The organism is Rhodanobacter humi, from assembly GCF_041107455.1.
Lineage (GTDB): Bacteria > Pseudomonadota > Gammaproteobacteria > Xanthomonadales > Rhodanobacteraceae > Rhodanobacter_A.
Window position 1 is genome coordinate 3669564 of sequence record NZ_JBGBPY010000001.1, and the last position, 17939, is coordinate 3687502.

Annotated in this window: 20 protein-coding genes; 13 read left to right on the forward strand and 7 right to left on the reverse strand. The window is 69.1% G+C overall.

Annotated features, from left to right (window positions below):
* The first annotated feature begins 128 nt into the window (after positions 1-128).
* From AB7878_RS16210 to AB7878_RS16220, 3 genes are all read left to right on the forward strand, one after another.
* Positions 129-962, forward strand: a complete 834-nt coding sequence (locus AB7878_RS16210; protein ID WP_369495354.1) for a DUF3025 domain-containing protein — start codon at positions 129-131, stop codon at positions 960-962.
* Positions 963-1041: 79 nt separating this feature from the next.
* Positions 1042-1476, forward strand: coding sequence for an OsmC family protein (locus AB7878_RS16215; protein WP_369495355.1), 435 nt, complete (start codon positions 1042-1044; stop codon positions 1474-1476).
* A 90-nt stretch (positions 1477-1566) separates the two neighbouring features.
* The gene (locus AB7878_RS16220; RefSeq protein WP_369495356.1) at positions 1567-2649 is read left to right on the forward strand and encodes an ADP-ribosylglycohydrolase family protein; all 1083 of its coding nucleotides are present in this window, start codon (positions 1567-1569) and stop codon (positions 2647-2649) included.
* A gap of 181 nt (positions 2650-2830) precedes the next feature.
* Here the strand turns inward: AB7878_RS16220 and greB are convergent, their stop codons facing one another.
* The 5 genes from greB to AB7878_RS16245 form a co-directional block, all read right to left on the reverse strand.
* Positions 2831-3334, reverse strand: coding sequence for a transcription elongation factor GreB (greB, locus tag AB7878_RS16225; protein ID WP_369495357.1), 504 nt, complete (start codon positions 3332-3334; stop codon positions 2831-2833).
* Complete coding sequence (locus AB7878_RS16230; RefSeq protein WP_369495358.1) at positions 3331-3969, reverse strand: DUF998 domain-containing protein; 639 nt, start codon at positions 3967-3969, stop codon at positions 3331-3333. The genes greB and AB7878_RS16230 overlap by 4 nt, the downstream gene beginning before the upstream one ends.
* An 89-nt stretch (positions 3970-4058) precedes the next feature.
* Complete coding sequence (locus tag AB7878_RS16235) at positions 4059-5306, reverse strand: tetratricopeptide repeat protein (protein WP_369495359.1); 1248 nt, start codon at positions 5304-5306, stop codon at positions 4059-4061.
* A 15-nt stretch (positions 5307-5321) separates the two neighbouring features.
* Positions 5322-6824 carry a helicase HerA-like domain-containing protein gene (locus AB7878_RS16240; RefSeq protein ID WP_369495360.1) on the reverse strand — a complete coding sequence of 501 codons (1503 nt, stop codon included), beginning with the start codon at positions 6822-6824 and terminating at the stop codon, positions 5322-5324.
* Entirely contained in the window at positions 6821-6943 is a 123-nt protein-coding gene (locus AB7878_RS16245) for a hypothetical protein (protein WP_369495361.1), read from the reverse strand. The genes AB7878_RS16240 and AB7878_RS16245 overlap by 4 nt, the downstream gene beginning before the upstream one ends.
* Here AB7878_RS16245 and AB7878_RS16250 point away from each other — a divergent pair.
* Complete coding sequence (locus tag AB7878_RS16250) at positions 6942-8411, forward strand: transglycosylase SLT domain-containing protein (protein ID WP_369495362.1); 1470 nt, start codon at positions 6942-6944, stop codon at positions 8409-8411. The genes AB7878_RS16245 and AB7878_RS16250 overlap by 2 nt on opposite strands.
* A gap of 22 nt (positions 8412-8433) precedes the next feature.
* Here the strand turns inward: AB7878_RS16250 and AB7878_RS16255 are convergent, their stop codons facing one another.
* Together AB7878_RS16255 and asd are read right to left on the reverse strand one after the other, a co-directional pair.
* A complete protein-coding gene (locus AB7878_RS16255) occupies positions 8434-8871 on the reverse strand; it encodes a hypothetical protein (RefSeq protein WP_369495363.1) in 438 nt (145 codons plus the stop codon).
* Positions 8872-8974: 103 nt separating this feature from the next.
* Entirely contained in the window at positions 8975-9823 is an 849-nt protein-coding gene (gene asd, locus AB7878_RS16260) for an archaetidylserine decarboxylase (RefSeq protein WP_369495364.1), read from the reverse strand.
* Between the two features lie 62 nt (positions 9824-9885).
* Here asd and prmB point away from each other — a divergent pair, with 62 nt between their 5' ends.
* From prmB to AB7878_RS16305, 9 genes are all read left to right on the forward strand, one after another.
* A complete protein-coding gene (gene prmB, locus AB7878_RS16265; RefSeq protein WP_369495365.1) occupies positions 9886-10806 on the forward strand; it encodes a 50S ribosomal protein L3 N(5)-glutamine methyltransferase in 921 nt (306 codons plus the stop codon).
* Positions 10807-10810: 4 nt separating this feature from the next.
* The gene (locus AB7878_RS16270; RefSeq protein ID WP_369495366.1) at positions 10811-11365 is read left to right on the forward strand and encodes a GNAT family N-acetyltransferase; all 555 of its coding nucleotides are present in this window, start codon (positions 10811-10813) and stop codon (positions 11363-11365) included.
* A gap of 33 nt (positions 11366-11398) precedes the next feature.
* The gene (gene aroC / locus AB7878_RS16275) at positions 11399-12487 is read left to right on the forward strand and encodes a chorismate synthase (protein WP_369495367.1); all 1089 of its coding nucleotides are present in this window, start codon (positions 11399-11401) and stop codon (positions 12485-12487) included.
* Between the two features lie 20 nt (positions 12488-12507).
* Positions 12508-12894, forward strand: a complete 387-nt coding sequence (locus AB7878_RS16280) for a hypothetical protein (RefSeq protein ID WP_369495368.1) — start codon at positions 12508-12510, stop codon at positions 12892-12894.
* 3 nt (positions 12895-12897) lie between these two features.
* Positions 12898-13929, forward strand: coding sequence for a 2-hydroxyacid dehydrogenase (locus AB7878_RS16285; protein WP_369495369.1), 1032 nt, complete (start codon positions 12898-12900; stop codon positions 13927-13929).
* A gap of 14 nt (positions 13930-13943) precedes the next feature.
* Positions 13944-14972 carry an aspartate-semialdehyde dehydrogenase gene (locus AB7878_RS16290; RefSeq protein WP_369495370.1) on the forward strand — a complete coding sequence of 343 codons (1029 nt, stop codon included), beginning with the start codon at positions 13944-13946 and terminating at the stop codon, positions 14970-14972.
* Positions 14969-15265 carry a hypothetical protein gene (locus tag AB7878_RS16295; protein WP_369495371.1) on the forward strand — a complete coding sequence of 99 codons (297 nt, stop codon included), beginning with the start codon at positions 14969-14971 and terminating at the stop codon, positions 15263-15265. Before AB7878_RS16290 ends, AB7878_RS16295 begins: the two co-directional genes overlap by 4 nt.
* A gap of 190 nt (positions 15266-15455) precedes the next feature.
* A complete protein-coding gene (locus AB7878_RS16300; RefSeq protein WP_369495372.1) occupies positions 15456-17753 on the forward strand; it encodes a motility hub landmark protein FimV in 2298 nt (765 codons plus the stop codon).
* Between the two features lie 16 nt (positions 17754-17769).
* Entirely contained in the window at positions 17770-17898 is a 129-nt protein-coding gene (locus AB7878_RS16305) for a hypothetical protein (protein WP_369495373.1), read from the forward strand.
* Positions 17899-17939 lie beyond the last annotated feature (41 nt).

The following is a 17939-nucleotide window of genomic DNA, read 5'->3' on the forward strand; positions in this document are numbered from 1 at the left end:
ACTCAGCCAGCCCCTCACCGTTCATCCTGAGCGTAGGCCCGCAGGGCCGAAGTCGAAGGGCAGTTGATCGCGAGTCTCGCCATGAACGTCACGGCCATCGGCGGATGGTTGCGCACAGGGAGGAGCGCATGAAGAAAACCCGCTACTTGGCGCCGCCCCGCGCCGCGGTCGACCCGCAGGTATTCCAGCGGATGCCGTTCGCCGCGTGGCGCGAGTATGCCGACCTGATCGAGGGCCACGACTGGCCATCCATCGAAATCCTCAACGCGCGTCGGCCTGCTGGCATGCGCGAGCGCTTCGTGGCACAAACCCGCGAGTTGCTCGCCGACGGCCTGCACTACGAACAGCGCATCGCCGAACGCGGCGACATCGCCACCCGCGAAAACAGCTGGCACGACCTGTTCAACGCCCTGGCCTGGCTGCGTCATCCCGCCTTGAAGCGTGCGCTCAACGCGCGGCAAGTGGCCGAGATCGCGCACATGGGACCGAAGCAACGCTCCCGCGCCCAATACGCGCTCACCCACTTCGACGAAGCCGGCGTGGTGGTCGCGCTGCGCGATCCTGCGCTGCTCGTGCTGTGGGATGCCCACGACTGGCATGGCCTGTTCTGGCGCGAGCGCGCGGCGTGGCTGGATGGCCGTATCCGGGTGGAGTTGTTCGGCCATGCGCTGCTGGAACATGCGCTGACGCCGGCGCAATTGCTGGTGGGAAAGGCGTTGGTAGTGGCTGGCTCCGACGCATCGCCAGTGGCAGCCATCGACGTCTGTGTGCGAGCGATCAGCGCAGGTGAGGTGTTGTGCGATCCGCTGGAGTTGCGGCCCTTGCCCCTGGCCGGCTTGCCCGGCTGGCATCCGGGCAACGAAAGGGAGGCGTTTTGTCGTGAGGCGGCGTGTTTCCGGCCGGTGCGCGCAGGGCGCATCTACACGGCCGCCTTGACGCTGGCGAACCGGGCCGGCGGGTGAGAGCATCGCCCGGCGCGCCGACCGGTGCGTTGCGTGCCATCAGGCGTCAGCCTGCAGATACGGTTCTCGGGGGAAGTCCATGAAGATACGCGCCTTCGTCCGCAACAGCCCTCTCGGTCACGCCGTGGCGGTCGCTACAGACGACTCTTCCAGGGATCTCCCGATTCCACCAAGATCCGGCGGCCGCGGTTCGAGCGTCAACGGCGGCGAATTGCTGCTGGCAGCCCTGGCCACCTGCTACTGCAATGACCTGTTTCGCGAGGCCGGGCATCTCGGGATTGTCCTGGATGAAGTCGAGGTCGCGGTCAGCGCGGATTTTCCCGGGATCGGCCTGAGCGCCGAAAACATCCACTACTCGGCCCGGATCAAATCTGACGCGTCGCAGGACCGGATCGAGGAACTGCTTGCCATGACCGACAAGGTCGCCGAGGTCCACAACACGATCCGTGCCGGCACCTCCGTCACCCTGCAGGAGTGGAGGACACGGCCAGCGCCACTCGACTCACCTGCCTGAGTCGGCATGGGCTTGACTCCCACCTTCCCTTGGGGAGTGCGGGGGCCGAGCGTACGATGTCCTGCGGTTCCGCACTGCAGGCTCGCCGACATGCCACAGACCCCATCCCCCGTTTCGAAGAAAAGCCGCATCCAGGGCGCCCTGCTGGGTGCCTTCATCGGCGACGCGCTGGCCCTGGGCCCGCACTGGTACTACGACCTCGATGCGCTGCGGCGCGATTACGGCGACTGGATCAGCGACTACACGGCGCCGAAGCCGGGGCGCTATCACGAAGGCCTGTCGGCGGGCGCCTCGTCGCAGGCGGGCTTCATCCTTGCGCTGACGACGCGCTCGCTGGTGGAGCGCGGCGGCTATGACGAGGCGGACTTTTGTGCGCGGATGGACCGCGAACTGTTCCCGCTGCTGGACGGCACGCCTATGGCGGGGCCGGGTGGCTACACCAGCCAGTCGATCCGCGAGGCGTGGCGCAAGCGCCATGCCGGCCTGCCGTGGGGGCAGGTGGCGGGACTGGCGGACAACACCGAGGCGGCGGAGCGGGTGCTGGCGATCGCGCTGCGCTACGCGGGTGAGCCGGCGCGATTGGCGAAACATGTGAGCAGCAACGTGGCGCTCACCCAGCGCGATCCCACGGTGGGCGCGATGACGCTGGCGTTCGCCGCGGTGCTGGGGCAGCTGGTGAACGGGGTGGCGCTGGACGGGGACTTGTCCGGCCGGCTGATGGGCATGGTGAAGTCCGGCGAGCTGCCGTTCCACACCGTGACCAGCGGCGAGCTGGACGTGCCGCAAGGCGCGGAGGCGCCCTTGCAGGCAGGGCAGTTCGCCTCGCCCGACGCCTTGCTCACGGTGTCGTCCATCGCGCGGGCGGCGCACGATCCCGGCGTCGCCATCGAGCCAGCGTCGAAGGTGGGCCTGGTCTACGGCCTGCCGTGCGCGGTGTACCACCAGTTTCCCGCGGCCTACTACCTCGCGGCGCGCTTCCAGGGCGACGTGGAGCTAGGCGTGCTCAACGCGGTGAACGCGGGCGGGCAGAACCAGGCGCGCGCCATGCTCACCGGTGCGCTGTGCGGCGCCATCGGCGGGTTGGAGGCGATACCCGCGCGTTTCATCACGGGACTGCAGAACGAAAAGGAATATCTGGCGCTGGCGGAAGCGCTGGCGCGGCAGGCGGGTTGAGGGCTTGCGGCGTGGATAGGCGTCACTCGAGTGAGCGTCGGATCATCGTATCGTGCGGCACGCCGTAGGTCGGGATTCATCCCGACGATGCATGCCCGGAGCGCGCGGGTCGGGATGAATCCCGACTCACACCCGACCCGCGGATCGACTTTCCGCTGCGTGGATGCATCGCTTGCGCGGCTCACGCCTGGTAGCGCACTTCCACGATCAGGAACCTCGTGCGCCCGCCCGGCAGCTCCGCCTCGAACTCGTCGTCGAGGCGCTTCTTCAGCATCGCGCGAGCCATGGGCGAGTCGATGCTGATCCAGCCCAGCTTCGCGTCGGTCTCGTCAGGGCCGACGATGCGGTAGCGGACTTCCTCGCCGTTGGTGAGGTCCTCCAGCACGATGATGGCGCCGAAGAACACCGCCTCGCGATCCGAGGGCGTGCCTTCGGCCACCTTGAGCGCGGGGATGCGCTTGCTCAGGTAACGTACGCGGCGGTCGATCTCGCCGAGCTGCTTCTTGCGGTAGGTGTATTCAGCGTTTTCTGAACGGTCGCCCTCGGCGGCCGCGGCGGCGAGTGCCTTCACCACTTCGGGGCGCAGCGTGTGCCACAGGTGGTCCAGCTCGGCCTTGAGCTTCTCGAAGCCGGCGCGGGTGATGATCGCGGTGGAGCGGGGAGCGGGCGGGCGCCAGCGGCTCATGGGCTGGCCTCGTCGCGGCCGGGGCCGCGCAGCAGCCGCCACGCGGCGGCGAGCAGCCAGGCCAGGATCAGCAGGATTAACACCTTCTGGCTGAGTCCGCGCGGCAGCGCGCGCCAGAACGCCTGCACCCACAGCAACACGAAGCACAGCGCGGCCCAGGCGAAGGCCGACCGGAACCAGCGTCGCCAACGCGCATCGCCGCGAAGCCGCCAAGCTTGCAGCAGCATCGCGGTGGTGGTGCACAGGAAGGCGGCCTGGGCCGCCACGCCATGCACGTAGCCGTGCAAGGTGGGCGGCCGGCTCCAGGTGTCGGTGTGGGCGAGCGCGGTGACGGCCAGCGCGATGCCGCCCGCCACGAACAGCAGCAGCGGTGCCGCACTGCGCGCCGCGGGCGACAGCGTGCGATACGCGCTTGCGCCGAGCAGCGCCAGGGCGAGCGCCATCGCGTCGTAGCCGGCGCGCACCATCCCGCCCCACGGGCCGATCAGGTAGTAGCTGTTCGGCACCCGCGTCCAGTCGAGCTCGGGTCGCAGGCACTGTGCCGCGAGGCCGGTGGCGAGGAAGGCGAGCATGCCGGCGAGGGCGATGGCCGCCGCGAGCCTGGAAAAGAGCCGCCTCCCCTGCATGGACGTCATGCCCGCGCAAGCGGGCATCCATCGGGAAAGCAACCTGGATTCCCGCTTGCGCGGGAATGACGACAGAACAAGAGAACCTCTTGGTTCGCTCACATGCCACCCGCCAGTTGGTGCTGCAGGGCGGCGATGTCGTCGCGTTGCGGGTGGTCGGGCCAGGCGGCGGCGAGTTTCTGCAGCAGGACGATCGCTTCGGCACGTCGCTCGGGCTGCGTGGCCAGCAGGCGTGCGACCAGCAGGCCGTAGTGCGGCGCTTGCGCTTCGCGCGGCCAGTGCGCGAGGTAACCGCGGCCGAGGTGGATGGCGAGGCGTTCCATGCCCAGGCGCGCGGCGAGGTCGGCGAGTTCGCCGCAGATGCGCGGATCGTCGGGCACGAAGGCGGGGTCGATGGTGCAGCATTCCTGCAGCACGCCCAGTGCGCGGCGCGCTTCGTTCTGCGCGATCAGCGCGGCGATCCAGATCTGGCCATGCACCAGCAGGTCGTCGCGCAGACCCTGGCGGCGCAGCAGTTCGCGGTAGAGCTGGTGCACCGGCGCCGGCGCGTTGTGCTGGCGCAGGCGTTCGGCGAGGCGATGCAGCGCGGCGACGGGGGCGTCCGCGGCCTGCGCGCGCGCCTCGTCGACGAGGCGGCTGTCCTCGTCCTGGCCCAAGGCCTTTGCCAGTTGCGGCGCCTCGGGCACCAGGCCGAGGCGCTCGTGATGCAGGTGGATCAGCGCGCCCATCAGGTGGAAGGCCAGCACGATCAGGTACGTGCAGGCGAAGGCGAACAGCGGCAGCGCGAGGAAGCGCGGCAGCAGGTGCGAGCCGAGCGAGGCCAGCACGATCAACAGGCCGAGCAGCAGATTGATCGCCACGGGCACCAGGTAGACCGGGCCGAACGTGTTGACCACGCGTATCCAGTTCAGCGGGTTGAGCGCCAGCGCCAGGTTGCCGTCGAAGGCCAGCGACATGTCCACCGCCGGCAGCGCCAGCGCGGCCACCACCAGCACCGGCCACAACGCGCGCGGAAAGAACACCACCGCCAGCACGCACAGCGCCACCAGCAGCAGGTGGATCGCGGTGAGCCCCCAGCCGCTGGCGCCGTTGCCCTCGCTGCCCACGTCCGGCGGGTCGGCGTAGCCGTGGGCGGTGTGCAGCAGGCAGTCGGCGGCATAGCGCCAGGTGGCAGCCCACACCAGCAGGCTGGCCAGCGTGCCGACGGCGGGCAGGAAGCCCGCGTAGTGCGCCAGCGTCAGCGCGGTGCAGGTGGCCAGCCCGGCACCGCGCAGCGGATAGCCGAAGCCGGCGACGAGGCGTTCGCCGAACGGCGTGTCGGCGGCGACGGTTTCGATGCGCGGCATGGAGCTGACTCTCACTCAGCGCTTGCCGCCGAAGATGCCGCCCAGCACGCCGCGCAGGATCTGCCGGCCGAGCTGGTTGCCCATGGTGCGCACCACTTGTTTGCCCATGGTCTCGATCATGCCTTGCCGGCGCTTGGTGCCGAACAGTGCGTCGTGCACGGCGCCGCTCCAGGCCGAGCCGCCGTTGCCGTCTTTCGCCGGCGTTCCGGCGGCGACGGCGTTCGCATCGGCGGCCTTGTCTTCCGCGCGCTTGGCGAGGATCTCGGCGGCGGACTCGCGGTTCACCGGCGTGTCGTACTTGCCGCCCACCGGCGAGCGCTGGCGCACGGTGGCGCGTTCGGCGTCGGCGATCGCGCCGATGCGGCAGCACGGCGCGGTCACCAGCACCTGCTCCACCGGCGAAGGTACGCCGCCGTCGCGCAGGGTGGAGGCCAGCGCCTCGCCCACGCCGAGCTGGCCGATCGCCGCGGTGACGTCGAGTTTCGGGTTCGGCGCGAAGGTCTGCGCCGCGGCCTTCACCGCCTTCTGGTCGCGCGGGGTGAACGCGCGCAGCGCGTGCTGCACGCGGTTGCCGAGCTGGCCCAGGATGTTCGCGGGCACGTCGTCGGGGTTCTGCGAGCAGAAGTACACGCCCACGCCCTTGGAGCGGATCAGCCGCACCACCTGCTCCACGCGCTGCAGCAGCGCCGGCGGCGCGTCGTCGAACAGCAGGTGCGCCTCGTCGAAGAAGAACACCAGTTTCGGCTGGTCGAGGTCGCCCACTTCGGGCAACTGCTCGAACAGCTCGGACAGCAGCCACAGCAGGAAGGTGGAGTAGAGCCGGGGCTTCAGGATCAGCTGATCGGCGGCGAGGATGTTGATGACACCGCGGCCGCTCATGTCCTGGCGCATCAGGTCGGCCAGTTCCAGCGCGGGCTCGCCGAAGAAGGCGTTGGCGCCATCCTGCTCCAGCTGCAGCAGGGCGCGCTGCACGGCGGCGAGGCTGGTCTTGCCGATCAGGCCGTAGTGGGCGGAGATGTCCTTGCTGTTGTCCGCCGCGAAGGCGAGCAGGGCGCGCAGGTCGTCCAGGTCCAGCAGCAGCCAGCCGTTGTCGTCGGCCAGCTTGAACACGATCTCCAGCACGCCCTGCTGGGTGTCGTTCAACTCCAGCACGCGGCCGAGCAGGGCGGGACCCATCTCGCTCACGGTGGCGCGCACCGGGTGGCCCAGTTTGCCGTAGAGATCCCAGAAGATCACCGGGTTGGCCTGTGGCTTCCAGTCGGCGAGCTGCAGCTTGGCAAGCCGCGCCTTGAGCCTGTCGCCCGGCTCGCCCGCGGCCATCGCCAGGCCGGCGAGGTCGCCCTTGGCGTCGGCAAGGAAGCAGGGCACGCCCAGCTTCGAGAAGCCTTCGGCCAGCACCATCAGCGAGACGGATTTGCCGGTGCCGGTGGCGCCGGCAATCATGCCGTGGCGGTTGCCGTAGCGCGGTTCGAGCACGACGCTGGCTTGGTCATTGCGGCCGATCAGGATGTCGGTCATGGGAGTCCCTTCGTTGCGGTCGAATCCGATTGTAGCCAGCCGTTGCCGAAGATCGGTTCATTGAGTCCGTCGGTGCCGCGGGCTATGGTGTCCGCTTTTCGTCGGATGGTTTTGCTCATGCGGTCTGTTCGTGTCGTTCGATCCCTGCGCCTGGCGCCGCTGGCGGCGGCCTTCGGCTTGCTGGCCGCCTGTGCAGGCACGGGCGGCAGCAAGCCGCCGGCGACGGTGGCTGCGCTGTACATCCGGCTCGACCAGGCCACCCAGGGTTACCAGGCCGCGCTGCAGCAGATCCGCGCCGGCAACGACGCGGCAGGACAGCAGACGCTGGGCCAGGCGCTGGACACGCTGAAGAGCGCCTCGGTCCAGTGCGGCAGCACCGCCGGTTGCGACCCGCAACGCTTCTTCTCCGCCTACGATCGCATGTTGCGTCTCAAGGACGGCAGCTTCATCGGCGACGAGAGTCCCGACGACGAACCGCAGACCGGCATGGCGCTGGACCAGCGCGGCGCAGCGGCCCTGCCCGAGGCGCAGCGCAGCGTGACCCTGTTGCACGGCCAGAAGCTGTCCGAGCTGATCGCGATGAACGGCGCGGTGAAGGCCGCCTTGCAGATGTGGCTGACCCAGTGGCGGCCGAACCTGATCGATGCCTGGATCAACTACCAGTACCTGCGCAGCGAGATGTGGCCGCAGTACAAGAACGCCGACCTGCCCGAGGCGCTGCTGTTCGGCATCATGGCCAAGGAGTCCGGCGGCAAGGTGCATGCGGTGTCGCGCTCCGGCGCGGCCGGCCCGCTGCAGTTCATGTACGCCACCGGCATGCGTTTCGGCCTCACCAACTACAACGGCTTCGACCTGCGCTTCGATCCGGCCGCCTCGGCGCGCGCCAACGCCGAGTACATGAACGAGCAGCTCAAGGTGTTCAACGACAACCTGGAGCTGACGCTGGCGGCCTACAACGGCGGCGAAGGGCGCATGAAGCGGCTGGTGGGGCCGGATACCTCGGTGAGCTTCTACGACCCGCGCATCTACGGCCAGTTGTCGCAGGAGACCCGCGACTACGTGCCCTCGGTACTGGCGGCGGCGTGGCTGTTCCTGCATCCGGACAGCTACAACCTGCGCTTCCCGAAGATCGACGGCGTACCCGGCAGCATCACGCTGAAGCGAGCCGCCTCGCTCGACGAGCTCACCGTGTGCCTCGGTTCGGCGGGCGGCATGGAGGAGGGCTGGTTCCGTACCTTGCGCAACCTCAACCCGCGGCTGGACCCGCAGCAGGAGCAGCCGGCCGGCGCGGTGCTGCAGGTGCCGAAGCTGCTGGAGCATTCCTACGCCTCGCGCTGCGTGGACGGGCCGTGGCCGATCCTCGCCGCCGACCTGCACAACGCGGCCGCGCCGGTGGTGGCCGCTCCGCCGCCGCCACCGCCCAGCCCTGCGAAGATTCGTCGCTACAAGGTGCGCCACGGCGACACCCTGGTCGGCATCGTGCGCCAGCTGCGCTGCTCCAGCGTGCAGGAGCTTGCCGAGATGAACCACCTGCGCCACCACCATATCTCGGTGGGGCAGGAGTTGAAGGTGCCGGAGTGCCGCTGAGCCGCCGTCCGGCGACTGACGCTCAGGCGGTGGCGCCGACGCGCATCCACTCCTTGACCGGGTCGGCCGGGCGATGCAGGCGCTTCAGCTCGTTCAGCAGCCGCAGCACCGCCAGGTGCTGCAGCTGCAGGCGATCCTGTGGCGAGTGCTTGGTCTCGTGGTAGGCCACGGCCAGCCACAGCGCGATGCCGCGCAGCGCCACCTCGGGATTGTCCGAACGTGCCCGCTCGTAGCCGGCGCCGGTGCCCTGACCCCAAGGCAGGTAGCGCGCCTCCGGCGAGGTGCCGTACAGGTGCGGGTATTCGCTGCGCGAAGCCTGGCCGATTTCGCGCAGGGTGAGCACGCTCAACTGGGCGCGGCTGCGCTGGGGCAGGGCACGCACGCTGCGCTCGATCTCGCGCAACTGGCGGGTGAGCTGGTGTGCACGGAGGAAGGCGATGGCCGGGCTGAGCAGCTGCATGGAATCCTCGTCCCCTGACACCGCGACAGGTGCGGCAATGGCGGGAGGATAGTGGGCGGCTGGCACATGAGGCGCCCAATGCGTCACAAAATGACGTGTCGCGTCAGTTTGTGCGCGCGAGTTGCCCCAGTCGCTGGCCCACCTGCACGGCCTGCTGCGGTTCGAGCGCATCCAGCTCGGTCACGCCTTCGGGCAGCAGCACGATCACGGTGGAGCCCATGTTGAAGCGTGCCATCTCGGCGAAGCGCGCCAACGTGACGTTCTGGCCAGCGAAGGACTTGCGCCGGATCGACGACGCGTAGGGCGGAATCACCAGCCCGTCCCACACCGTGGCCACCGAGGACACCAGGATCGCGCCCACCATCAACACCACGAACGGGCCGTGTTCGCCCTCGAAATGGCAGACCAGCCGCTCGTTGCGCGCGAACAGCCGCGGAATCGCCGCCACCGCGAACGGTGCCACGCTGAAGATGCGCCCCGGCACGTGCACGGTTTCCTTCAGCGTGCCGGCCAGCGGCATGTGCACGCGGTGGTAGTCGCGCGGCGACAGGTACACGGTGACGAAGCGGCCGTTGCGGTAGGGTGCGGCGGCAGCCTCGTCGCCCAGCAGTTCCGCGGCGCTGTAGTCCTGACCCTTGGCCTGGAAGATGCGCCCGTCGACGATCCGTCCGGCCTGGCTGATGCGGCCATCGGCGGGCGAGAGCAGGGCGGCCGGATCGGCATCGACCGTGCGCGCACCGGGCTTCAGCTTGCGGGTGAAGAAGGCGTTGAAGTGCTGGTAGGCGAAGGGATCCGGTTGCGCCGCCTCGGCCATGTTCACGCCGTAGTTGCGCACGATGGTGCCGATCAGCCAGTTCTTCCACGGCGCGAAGGTCCAGCGTGTGCCCCAGTAGACCAGGCGCGACAGGAAGCGGTGCGGAAGGATGTATTGCAGCAGGATCTTGAAAGTCATCCGGCGAAGTATACGGGGCGCGGGCTTATAATCGCCGGCCAACTTGCCGCCATCGAACCGCCGTGACCGCCGAACTCGCCACCATCATCGATTTCATCCGCTACGGCGCCAGCCGCTTCTCGGCGGCCGGGCTGACCTTCGGCCACAGCCACGACAACCCGATCGACGAGGCCACCCACCTGGTACTGGCCAGCCTGCACCTGCCGCCGGACATCCCGCCGGCCTACGGCGCGGGCCGGCTCACGTCCGAGGAGCGTACGAGCGTGCTGGCGCTGATCGAGCGCCGCGTCAACGAGCGCCTGCCGGTGGCCTACCTCGTCGGCGAAACCTGGTTCGCGGGGCTGAAGTTCAAGAGCGACCGCCGCGCCCTGGTACCGCGCTCGCCGATTGCCGAACTGATCGAGTCGGGCTTCGCGCCGTTTCTGGACGAGCGTCACGTGGAGCGCGCGCTGGACCTGTGCACGGGCTCGGGCTGCATCGGCATCGCGATGGCCGAGTACAACCCGGACTGGCGCGTGGACATCGTCGACATCAGCGACGAGGCGCTGGCGCTGGCGCGCGAGAACATCGTGTTCCAGCACGTCGAGTCGCGCGTCGAGGCGGTGAAGTCCGACCTGTTCGAGGGCGTGCGCGGGCGCAGGTACGACCTGATCGTGTCGAACCCGCCCTACGTCACCGAGGACGAGTACACCGCGCTGCCCGGCGAATACGCCCACGAACCCAAGCTGGGCCTCACCTCGGGCGAGGATGGTCTGGACATCTGCCTGCGCATCCTCGATGAAGCCGCCGACCTGCTGACCGACGATGGCTTGCTGATTGTCGAGGTGGGCGAGAGCGAGCACGCGCTGGCGGCGCTGCTGCCGGAAGTGCCGTTCGTGTGGATCGAGTTCAAGGTAGGGCAGATGGGCGTGTTCGCGCTGGAGCGACGCGACCTGATCGAGCACAAGGCGGCAATCCGTGCCGCCGCGGCCGCGCGCCGCTGAGACCATGGAACTCGAAACGGCGCGGCTGCGACTGGATGCGCTGCGGGAGGGCGACGCCGAGGCCTTGTTCCGCTATCGCGCCGATCCCGAGGTTTGTCGTTATCAGAGCTGGCGCCCGGCCATCTTGGCCGATGCCGGGCGTTTCATCAGCGGCCAGTCGGCGCTGACTGCACCTGCGCAAGGCCAGTGGTTCCAACGCGCGATCCGCCACAGCGACGACGGCGTGTTGATCGGCGACGTCGGCTTCTGCCTTGCCGATGCACAAGCCGAATTCGGCATCACGCTGGCGCCCGCTGCTCAAGGCAACGGCTACGCCCGCGAGGCGCTGCATGCGCTGTTCGGCTGGCTGTTCGGCGAGCTGGGCATTCATCGCGTGCATGCGTCGGTCGATCCGCGCAACGCACCAAGCATGGCGCTGCTGCTGGCGATGGGCATGCGCAAGGAAGCCCATTTCCGCGAAAGCCTGCGGTTCCATGGCGAGTGGGTCGACGATGTCGTCTTCGGGCTGCTGACCAGCGAATGGCTCGGCAAGGGCGCAGGAAATGCTGCATCGCGGTAAGCTGTGGGGGTTTCCCGCGGACGTCCAAATCCTGTGTCCAGCAATTCCTTCGGCAAGCTCTTCACCGTCACCACCTTCGGCGAAAGCCACGGGCCGGCCATCGGCTGCGTGATCGATGGCTGTCCGCCGGGGCTGGCGATCACGCCGGAGGAATTCCGCCACGACCTCGATCGCCGTGCCACCGGCAAGAGCCGCCACACGTCGCAGCGACGCGAGGCGGACGAGGTGGAGATCCTGTCCGGGGTGTACGAGGGCAAGACCACCGGCACGCCGATCGCGCTCGTGATCCGCAACACCGACCAGCGCAGCAAGGACTACGGCGACATCGCCTCGACCTTCCGCCCCGGCCATGCCGACTACACCTACTGGCAGAAATACGGCATCCGCGACCCGCGCGGCGGCGGACGCTCCTCGGCGCGCGAAACCACCATGCGCGTGGCCGCCGCGGTGGTCGCGAAGAAATGGCTGGCCGAGCGCTACGGCGTGCGTGTGCGTGGCTACCTGGCGCAGCTGGGCAGCATCGCGCCGGCTGGCTTCGACTGGGATGCGGTCGAGCACAACCCGTTCTTCTGGCCCTGTGCCGAACAGGTGCCGGCGCTGGAAAAGGCCATGGACGCTTTGCGCAAGTCCGGCGATTCGGTGGGCGCGCGAGTGACCGTGGTGGCCGAGGGCGTGCCGCCGGGCTGGGGCGAGCCGATCTACGGCAAGCTGGACGGCGACCTCGCCAGCGCGCTGATGTCGATCAATGCGGTGAAGGGCGTGGAGATCGGCGACGGCTTCGCCGCGGTCGCGCAGCATGGCAGCGAGCATCGCGACGAAATGCGTTTGGACGGCTTTACGTCCAATCATGCCGGTGGCATCCTTGGCGGCATCAGCACGGGGCAGGCGGTGGTCGCCTCGATCGCGCTGAAGCCCACCTCCAGCATCCTGATCCCCGGCCACAGCGTGAACCTGGCCGGCGAGCCGGTCGAGGTGGTCACCAAGGGTCGACACGACCCCTGTGTCGGCATCCGTGCCACGCCGATCGCCGAGTCGATGATGGCGCTGGTGCTGTTGGACCATGCTTTGCGCCACCGTGCGCAATGCGGCGACGTGGGCGTGGTGCAGCCGCGCATCGTCTGAAGGCAGCCGGAGGATGGGTCATGGTGACATTGTCGAAGCTTGAGCACGCCCCGTTGCGGGACGCCCTCAGCGACGCGATCCGTTACTGGGAGCGGCGCCGCATCGCCTTCAACCTGCTGTTGGCCGCCGTCGTTATCGGATGGGTCGTGGCGGCCTGGCCGTACTTCCGCGCCGCGCTGACGTTTGAACCGGTGCTGGCGCTGGTCGTGCTGGCGGTGCTGGCCAATGCCTGTTACTGCGCGGCCTACCTGGTCGACTTGCCGATGCAGTGCTCGGCGTACCGGGCGGCCTGGCGCCGTCGGCGCTGGATGCTGTGGACGTTCGGCACCCTGTTCGCGATGGCCTTGGCGTACTACTGGATGGCCGACGAGATCTATCCCGCCGTGCGCGCCATGGCGGGGGCGTGACGGATGCCGATGCGGCCGCGTGTATGGGTCTCGCGCCCCACCTTCGATGACGTGATCGCGCGGCTGCAGCCGCATTTCGAGGTGAGGGCCGAGTCGGTGGAGACGAAGTTCGGCCCGGCCGAGCTGGCTGCGAAGCTGGCCGATTGCGACGCCGCCATCGTGGGCCTGAAGGAGCGCGTGGGCGCGGCCGAGCTGGCGGGCGCGAAGCGCTTGCGCATCGTGGCCAACCTCGCCGTGGGCCATGACAATCTCGACCTCGCCGCGCTCGGTGCCGCCGGGATCGCGGCCAGCAACACCGCCGACGTGCTCAACGAGAGCGTGGCCGACTACGCCTGGGCGCTGCTGCTGGGCGCGTCGCGGCGCATGGGTGCCGCCGAGCGCTGGCTGCGCGCGGGGCATTGGCACACCACCGAATTCAAGGGCTGGCTGGGCACCGACGTGCGCGGTCGCACGCTGGGCATCCTGGGCATGGGTCGCATCGGCCAGGCGATCGCGCGGCGCGCGCAGGGTTTCGGCATGCCGGTGCTCTATCACAACCGCTCGCGCCTGCCCGAGGCCGTCGAGCGCGAATGCCACGCCCGCCTCGTGGACAAGACCACCCTGCTGTGCGAGTCCGACTGCCTCATGCTGGTGCTGCCGTTGACGCCGGAAACCCGCCACGCCATCGGCGCCGCCGAGCTGGCGCAGATGAAGCCCGCTGCGGTGCTGGTGAACGTGGCGCGCGGTGGCATCGTGGACGACGCGGCGCTGGCCGCCGCGTTGCGCGAAGGCCGGCTCGCCGCCGCCGGCCTGGACGTGTTCGAAGGCGAGCCGCGGGTGCATCCGGACCTGCTCGCGCTCGACAACGTGCTGCTCAGCCCGCATATCGCCAGTGCCACGACCGATACCCGTCGCGCGATGACCACCGTGGCTGTGGACAATGTGCTGGCGTTTTTCGGCCACGGCCCGCACGCGGGACATCCGCCGAACCTGCTGAACCCCGAAGCGCTGGCCTTGGCCGGCGTGACCTTCCCCACCCACCCTAAACTTACCTAGAAGAGCCGCACCCGATGAGCAAGAAGAGCAGTTACAAGGTTGCGATGGTCGGCGCCACCGGCGCCGTGGGCGAGACCCTGCTCGCCATCCTCGCCGAGCGCGATTTCCCGGTCAGCGAACTGGTGCCGCTGGCCAGCGAACGCACTGCCGGCAGCCAGATCTCGTTCGGCGGCAAACAGGTGACGGTGAAGCTGCTGGATACCTACGATTTTGCCGGGGTGGACATCGCGTTCTTCTCGGCCGGCGGTTCGGTGAGCAAGGTGCATGCGCCGCGTGCGGCGGCGGCCGGCGCGGTGGTGATCGACAACACTTCCGAGTTTCGCTACCAGGACGACATCCCGCTGGTGGTCAGCGAGGTGAATCCGCATGCCATCGCCCAGTACACCACCCGCGGCATCATCGCCAACCCGAACTGCTCGACCATGGGCATGCTGGTGGCGCTGGCGCCGATCCATCGTGCGGTCGGTATCGAACGCATCAACGTGGCCACCTACCAGTCGGTCTCCGGCGCGGGCCGCTCGGGCATGGAGGAACTGGGCAAGCAGACCGCGGCCCTGCTCAACTTCCAGGACGTGGAGTCGAAGAAGTTTCCCAAGCAGATCGCGTTCAACGTGATCCCGCACATCGACGACTTCCAGCCCAACGGCTACACCAAGGAAGAGATGAAGATGGTGTGGGAGACGCGCAAGATCCTGGAGGACGAATCCATCGCCGTGAACCCCACCGCGGTGCGCGTGCCGGTGTTCTACGGCCATTCCGAGGCGGTGCACATCGAGACCCGCGACAAGATCACCGCCGAGCAGGCCCGCGAATTGCTGGAGCAGGCCGAGGGCGTGGTGGTGATGGACGAGCGCAAGGCCGGCGGCTATCCCACCCCGGTCGGCGACGTGGCCGGCAAGGACCCGGTGTTCGTGGGCCGCATCCGCGAGGACATCTCGCACGAGCGGGGGCTGGATCTGTGGATCGTCTCGGACAACATCCGCAAGGGTGCGGCGCTGAACGCGGTGCAGATCGCCGAACTGCTGATCGAGGACTACCTGTGAGGCGCGGCCTGTACTGGCTGGCGCTGGCCGGGGTGCTGGCGGTCACGCCGCTGTGGGCACGCGCGCAGCAGTCCACCGGCACCCATGCCTCCAAGGCCGTGCGCAAGCAGACGGCTGCAGTGGCCCGGCAGCGTGCCGAGGTGCAGCGCCTGCAGCGCGACGTCGCCGCACAGGAGTCCGGCAGTCGCGCGGCCGCCGAGCGGCTCAAGCAGCGGGACGCGGAAATCGCCGAACTGCAGCGACAGCTGCAGACGGCACAGCAGTCCGGGGCGGCCGCCGGCAAGGGCCGCTGAGGGGGAGGGGCGCCGAACGTTCTCCGGGCCTTTGGCAGGTTCTGGAATGCGCGACAGCAATACGTCGCAAGTCTGCGATCCTGCTATTGTTGATCCGTCCGCATCTCACTAAAGTGGCGCCTCGTCCGGGCGAAGCGCCATCATCGTGGTGGCCTTACCTGACGCCAAGGCTTGTTCGGGGGAACGCGTGATGAATCGTTCGTTGAAACTGCCGTTGCTGGTGGCATTGGCCCTTGGCAGCGGCCATGCCCTGGCGCTGGACCTGGGCCAGATCCAGGTCAAGTCGGCGCTGGGCCAGCCACTGCTGGCGGAGATTCCGGTGCAGAAGGCCACGCCGGCCGAGTTGCAGCAGCTCAACGTGCAGCTGGCCTCGGGCGAGGAATTCGCACGCGCGGGGGTTGCCGGGGGACGGCCCACGATTCCGTTGCATTTTGACGTGGTCGATGGCGGCAACGGCCGCAAGGTGATCCGCATCACCAGCGATACGGCGGTCAACGATCCCTTCCTCGACCTGCTGATCGAGATCCACGGTGGCAGCGGCAAGAGCGTACGCGAATACACCATCCTGCTCGATCCGCCGGGCAGCAGCTCCGCGCCGACGCAGGTCGCATCGCGTCCGTCCGCACGTGCGGCCCGCCCGGCGGCTGCCGCGCCGGTTGCGCGCGCGGCCACGCACGCGGGTTCGGGCGAACAGGTGGCCAACGGCCGCTTCGGGCCGGTCGAGCGTGGCCAGACCCTGTCGGCGGTGGCCCACCAGACGGCGCCGGCCGGCGTCGACCTCAACCAGATGTTGCTGGCGCTGAAGCAGGCCAATCCCGACGCGTTCTATCGCGACAACATCAATGCGCTGAAGGCCGGCGCGGTGCTGCGCATTCCCGACAAGGCCGCCGCCGAAGCGGTGGCGGTGGCCGCCGCCGCCGCGGAAGTGCGTCGCCAGAACGGCGACTGGCGCAGCGGCACGGTGAGCAGCTCGCCGGTGAGCGTGGCCGACGCCGGTACGCGCGCCACCACGTCCAGCTCGCCCACGGCGGCCGCGGCCAGCGCCGGCGACCACCTGGCCCTGGTGCCGGCGAAGCAGGGCGGCAAGGCTGCCCCGACGGCGTCCGGATCGGACAAGGGCGATGCCCTGCGCCAGGATCTGCTGCGCAACCAGGAAGCCATGGCCAGCCTGCAGCAGCAGGGCGAGGATCTGAAGTCGCGACTGAAGGACCTCGGCGACATCAACAGCAAGAACGAACGTCTGCTGGCGCTCAAGGACAACGAGATCGCCGAGCTGCAGCAGAAGCTGGCCGCGGCACGCAAGGCCGCCGGCCAGCCGACGGAGCCGGCGCATGCGGCCACGGCGGGCGCAGCGACGGCCGCCGCCTCGGCCGGCGCGAACGCTTCGAAGCCGACGGAACAGCCGGCCAGCGCCGCCTCGGCCCCTGCTGCCGGCAGCGAGGCTGCGACAGCGGCCTCGACCGCCAAGGCGGAAACTCCGGCGGCCGCGTCGAGCGCTCCTGAGGCGAGCAAGCCGGCCGCCACGCCGGCCAGCACCACGCCGATCAAGCCGACGGCGATCAAGCCGGCGGCACCGGTCGCCAGCGAGGAACCCTGGTATACCCAGCTGTGGGCGCAGGCGCTGGGCGCCGCCGTCATCGTGCTGCTGTTGCTGGGCGCGCTGCTGGGTCGCCGCCGCAAGGCGAAGCCCGGGGCCGCGTCGCCGAAGCTGGCGCCGTCGCTGGCCGATCGCTTCGGCGATGCGTCGCCCGCCGACGGTGGCGACGATGTCGACCAGAACATGCTGCTCGATCAGCTGGCCGAGCATCCCGACGACATCGGCCTGCACCTGGAACTGGTGAGCCTGTATTACGGCCGCCGCGACATCGAGCGCTTCGAGGCGGCCGCCGAGGCCATGCATGCCCACGTCACCGACCCGCAGCAGGAAGAGTGGCAGGACGTGGTGCACATGGGCGAGGACCTGGTGCCCGGCCATCCGCTGTTCGCTGGCCACGGCGGCATGTCGGCGGACGAGGTCGAGGCGCACCACGGCTTCGACATCGACCGGTACGCCGCCGAGCCCGTCGCCGCACCGGTGCCGGCTCCGGCGCCCGCGCCGGCCGGCCCGCCGCCGCTGCCCGCCAATCCGGTGAAGGTGAGCGAGTACAACTTCAACTTCGACCTGACGCCGGCACACGAATCGGCGCCGAAGCGGACCGACGGTGCCGAGCCGGCCGTGACGCATCACGCCGCCGACGAGGACGCGACGGTGTTGCGCGAGACGGCGTCGAACTGGCACTTCGACGAGCCGGAAGTGCAGGCGGCCGGACATGACATCGAGCCGCGCGAGTTCAGCGACGACCCGGCGGACACCAAGCTCGACCTGGCGCGCGCCTACCTCGACATGGGCGATCCGGACGGCGCCCGCGCCATGCTCGAAGAGGTGCTGCACGAGGGCAGCCAGACGCAGCGCGACGTGGCCAAGCGCATGCTCGACGATCTGCACTGAGCGACATCGAGTACGCATGAACCCCGAACGGGCCGGCCATGCCGGCCCGTTCGATTTTGCGACCACCATCCTTGGCGGTCTCCCTTCGGGCCATCGCTGGCGCGATGTCAAAAATCGCTCCGGGCGATTTTTTCGCGATCAGTGACGATCGCAAGGTTTGAGGAGTGCGGCCACGGATGGCCGCCC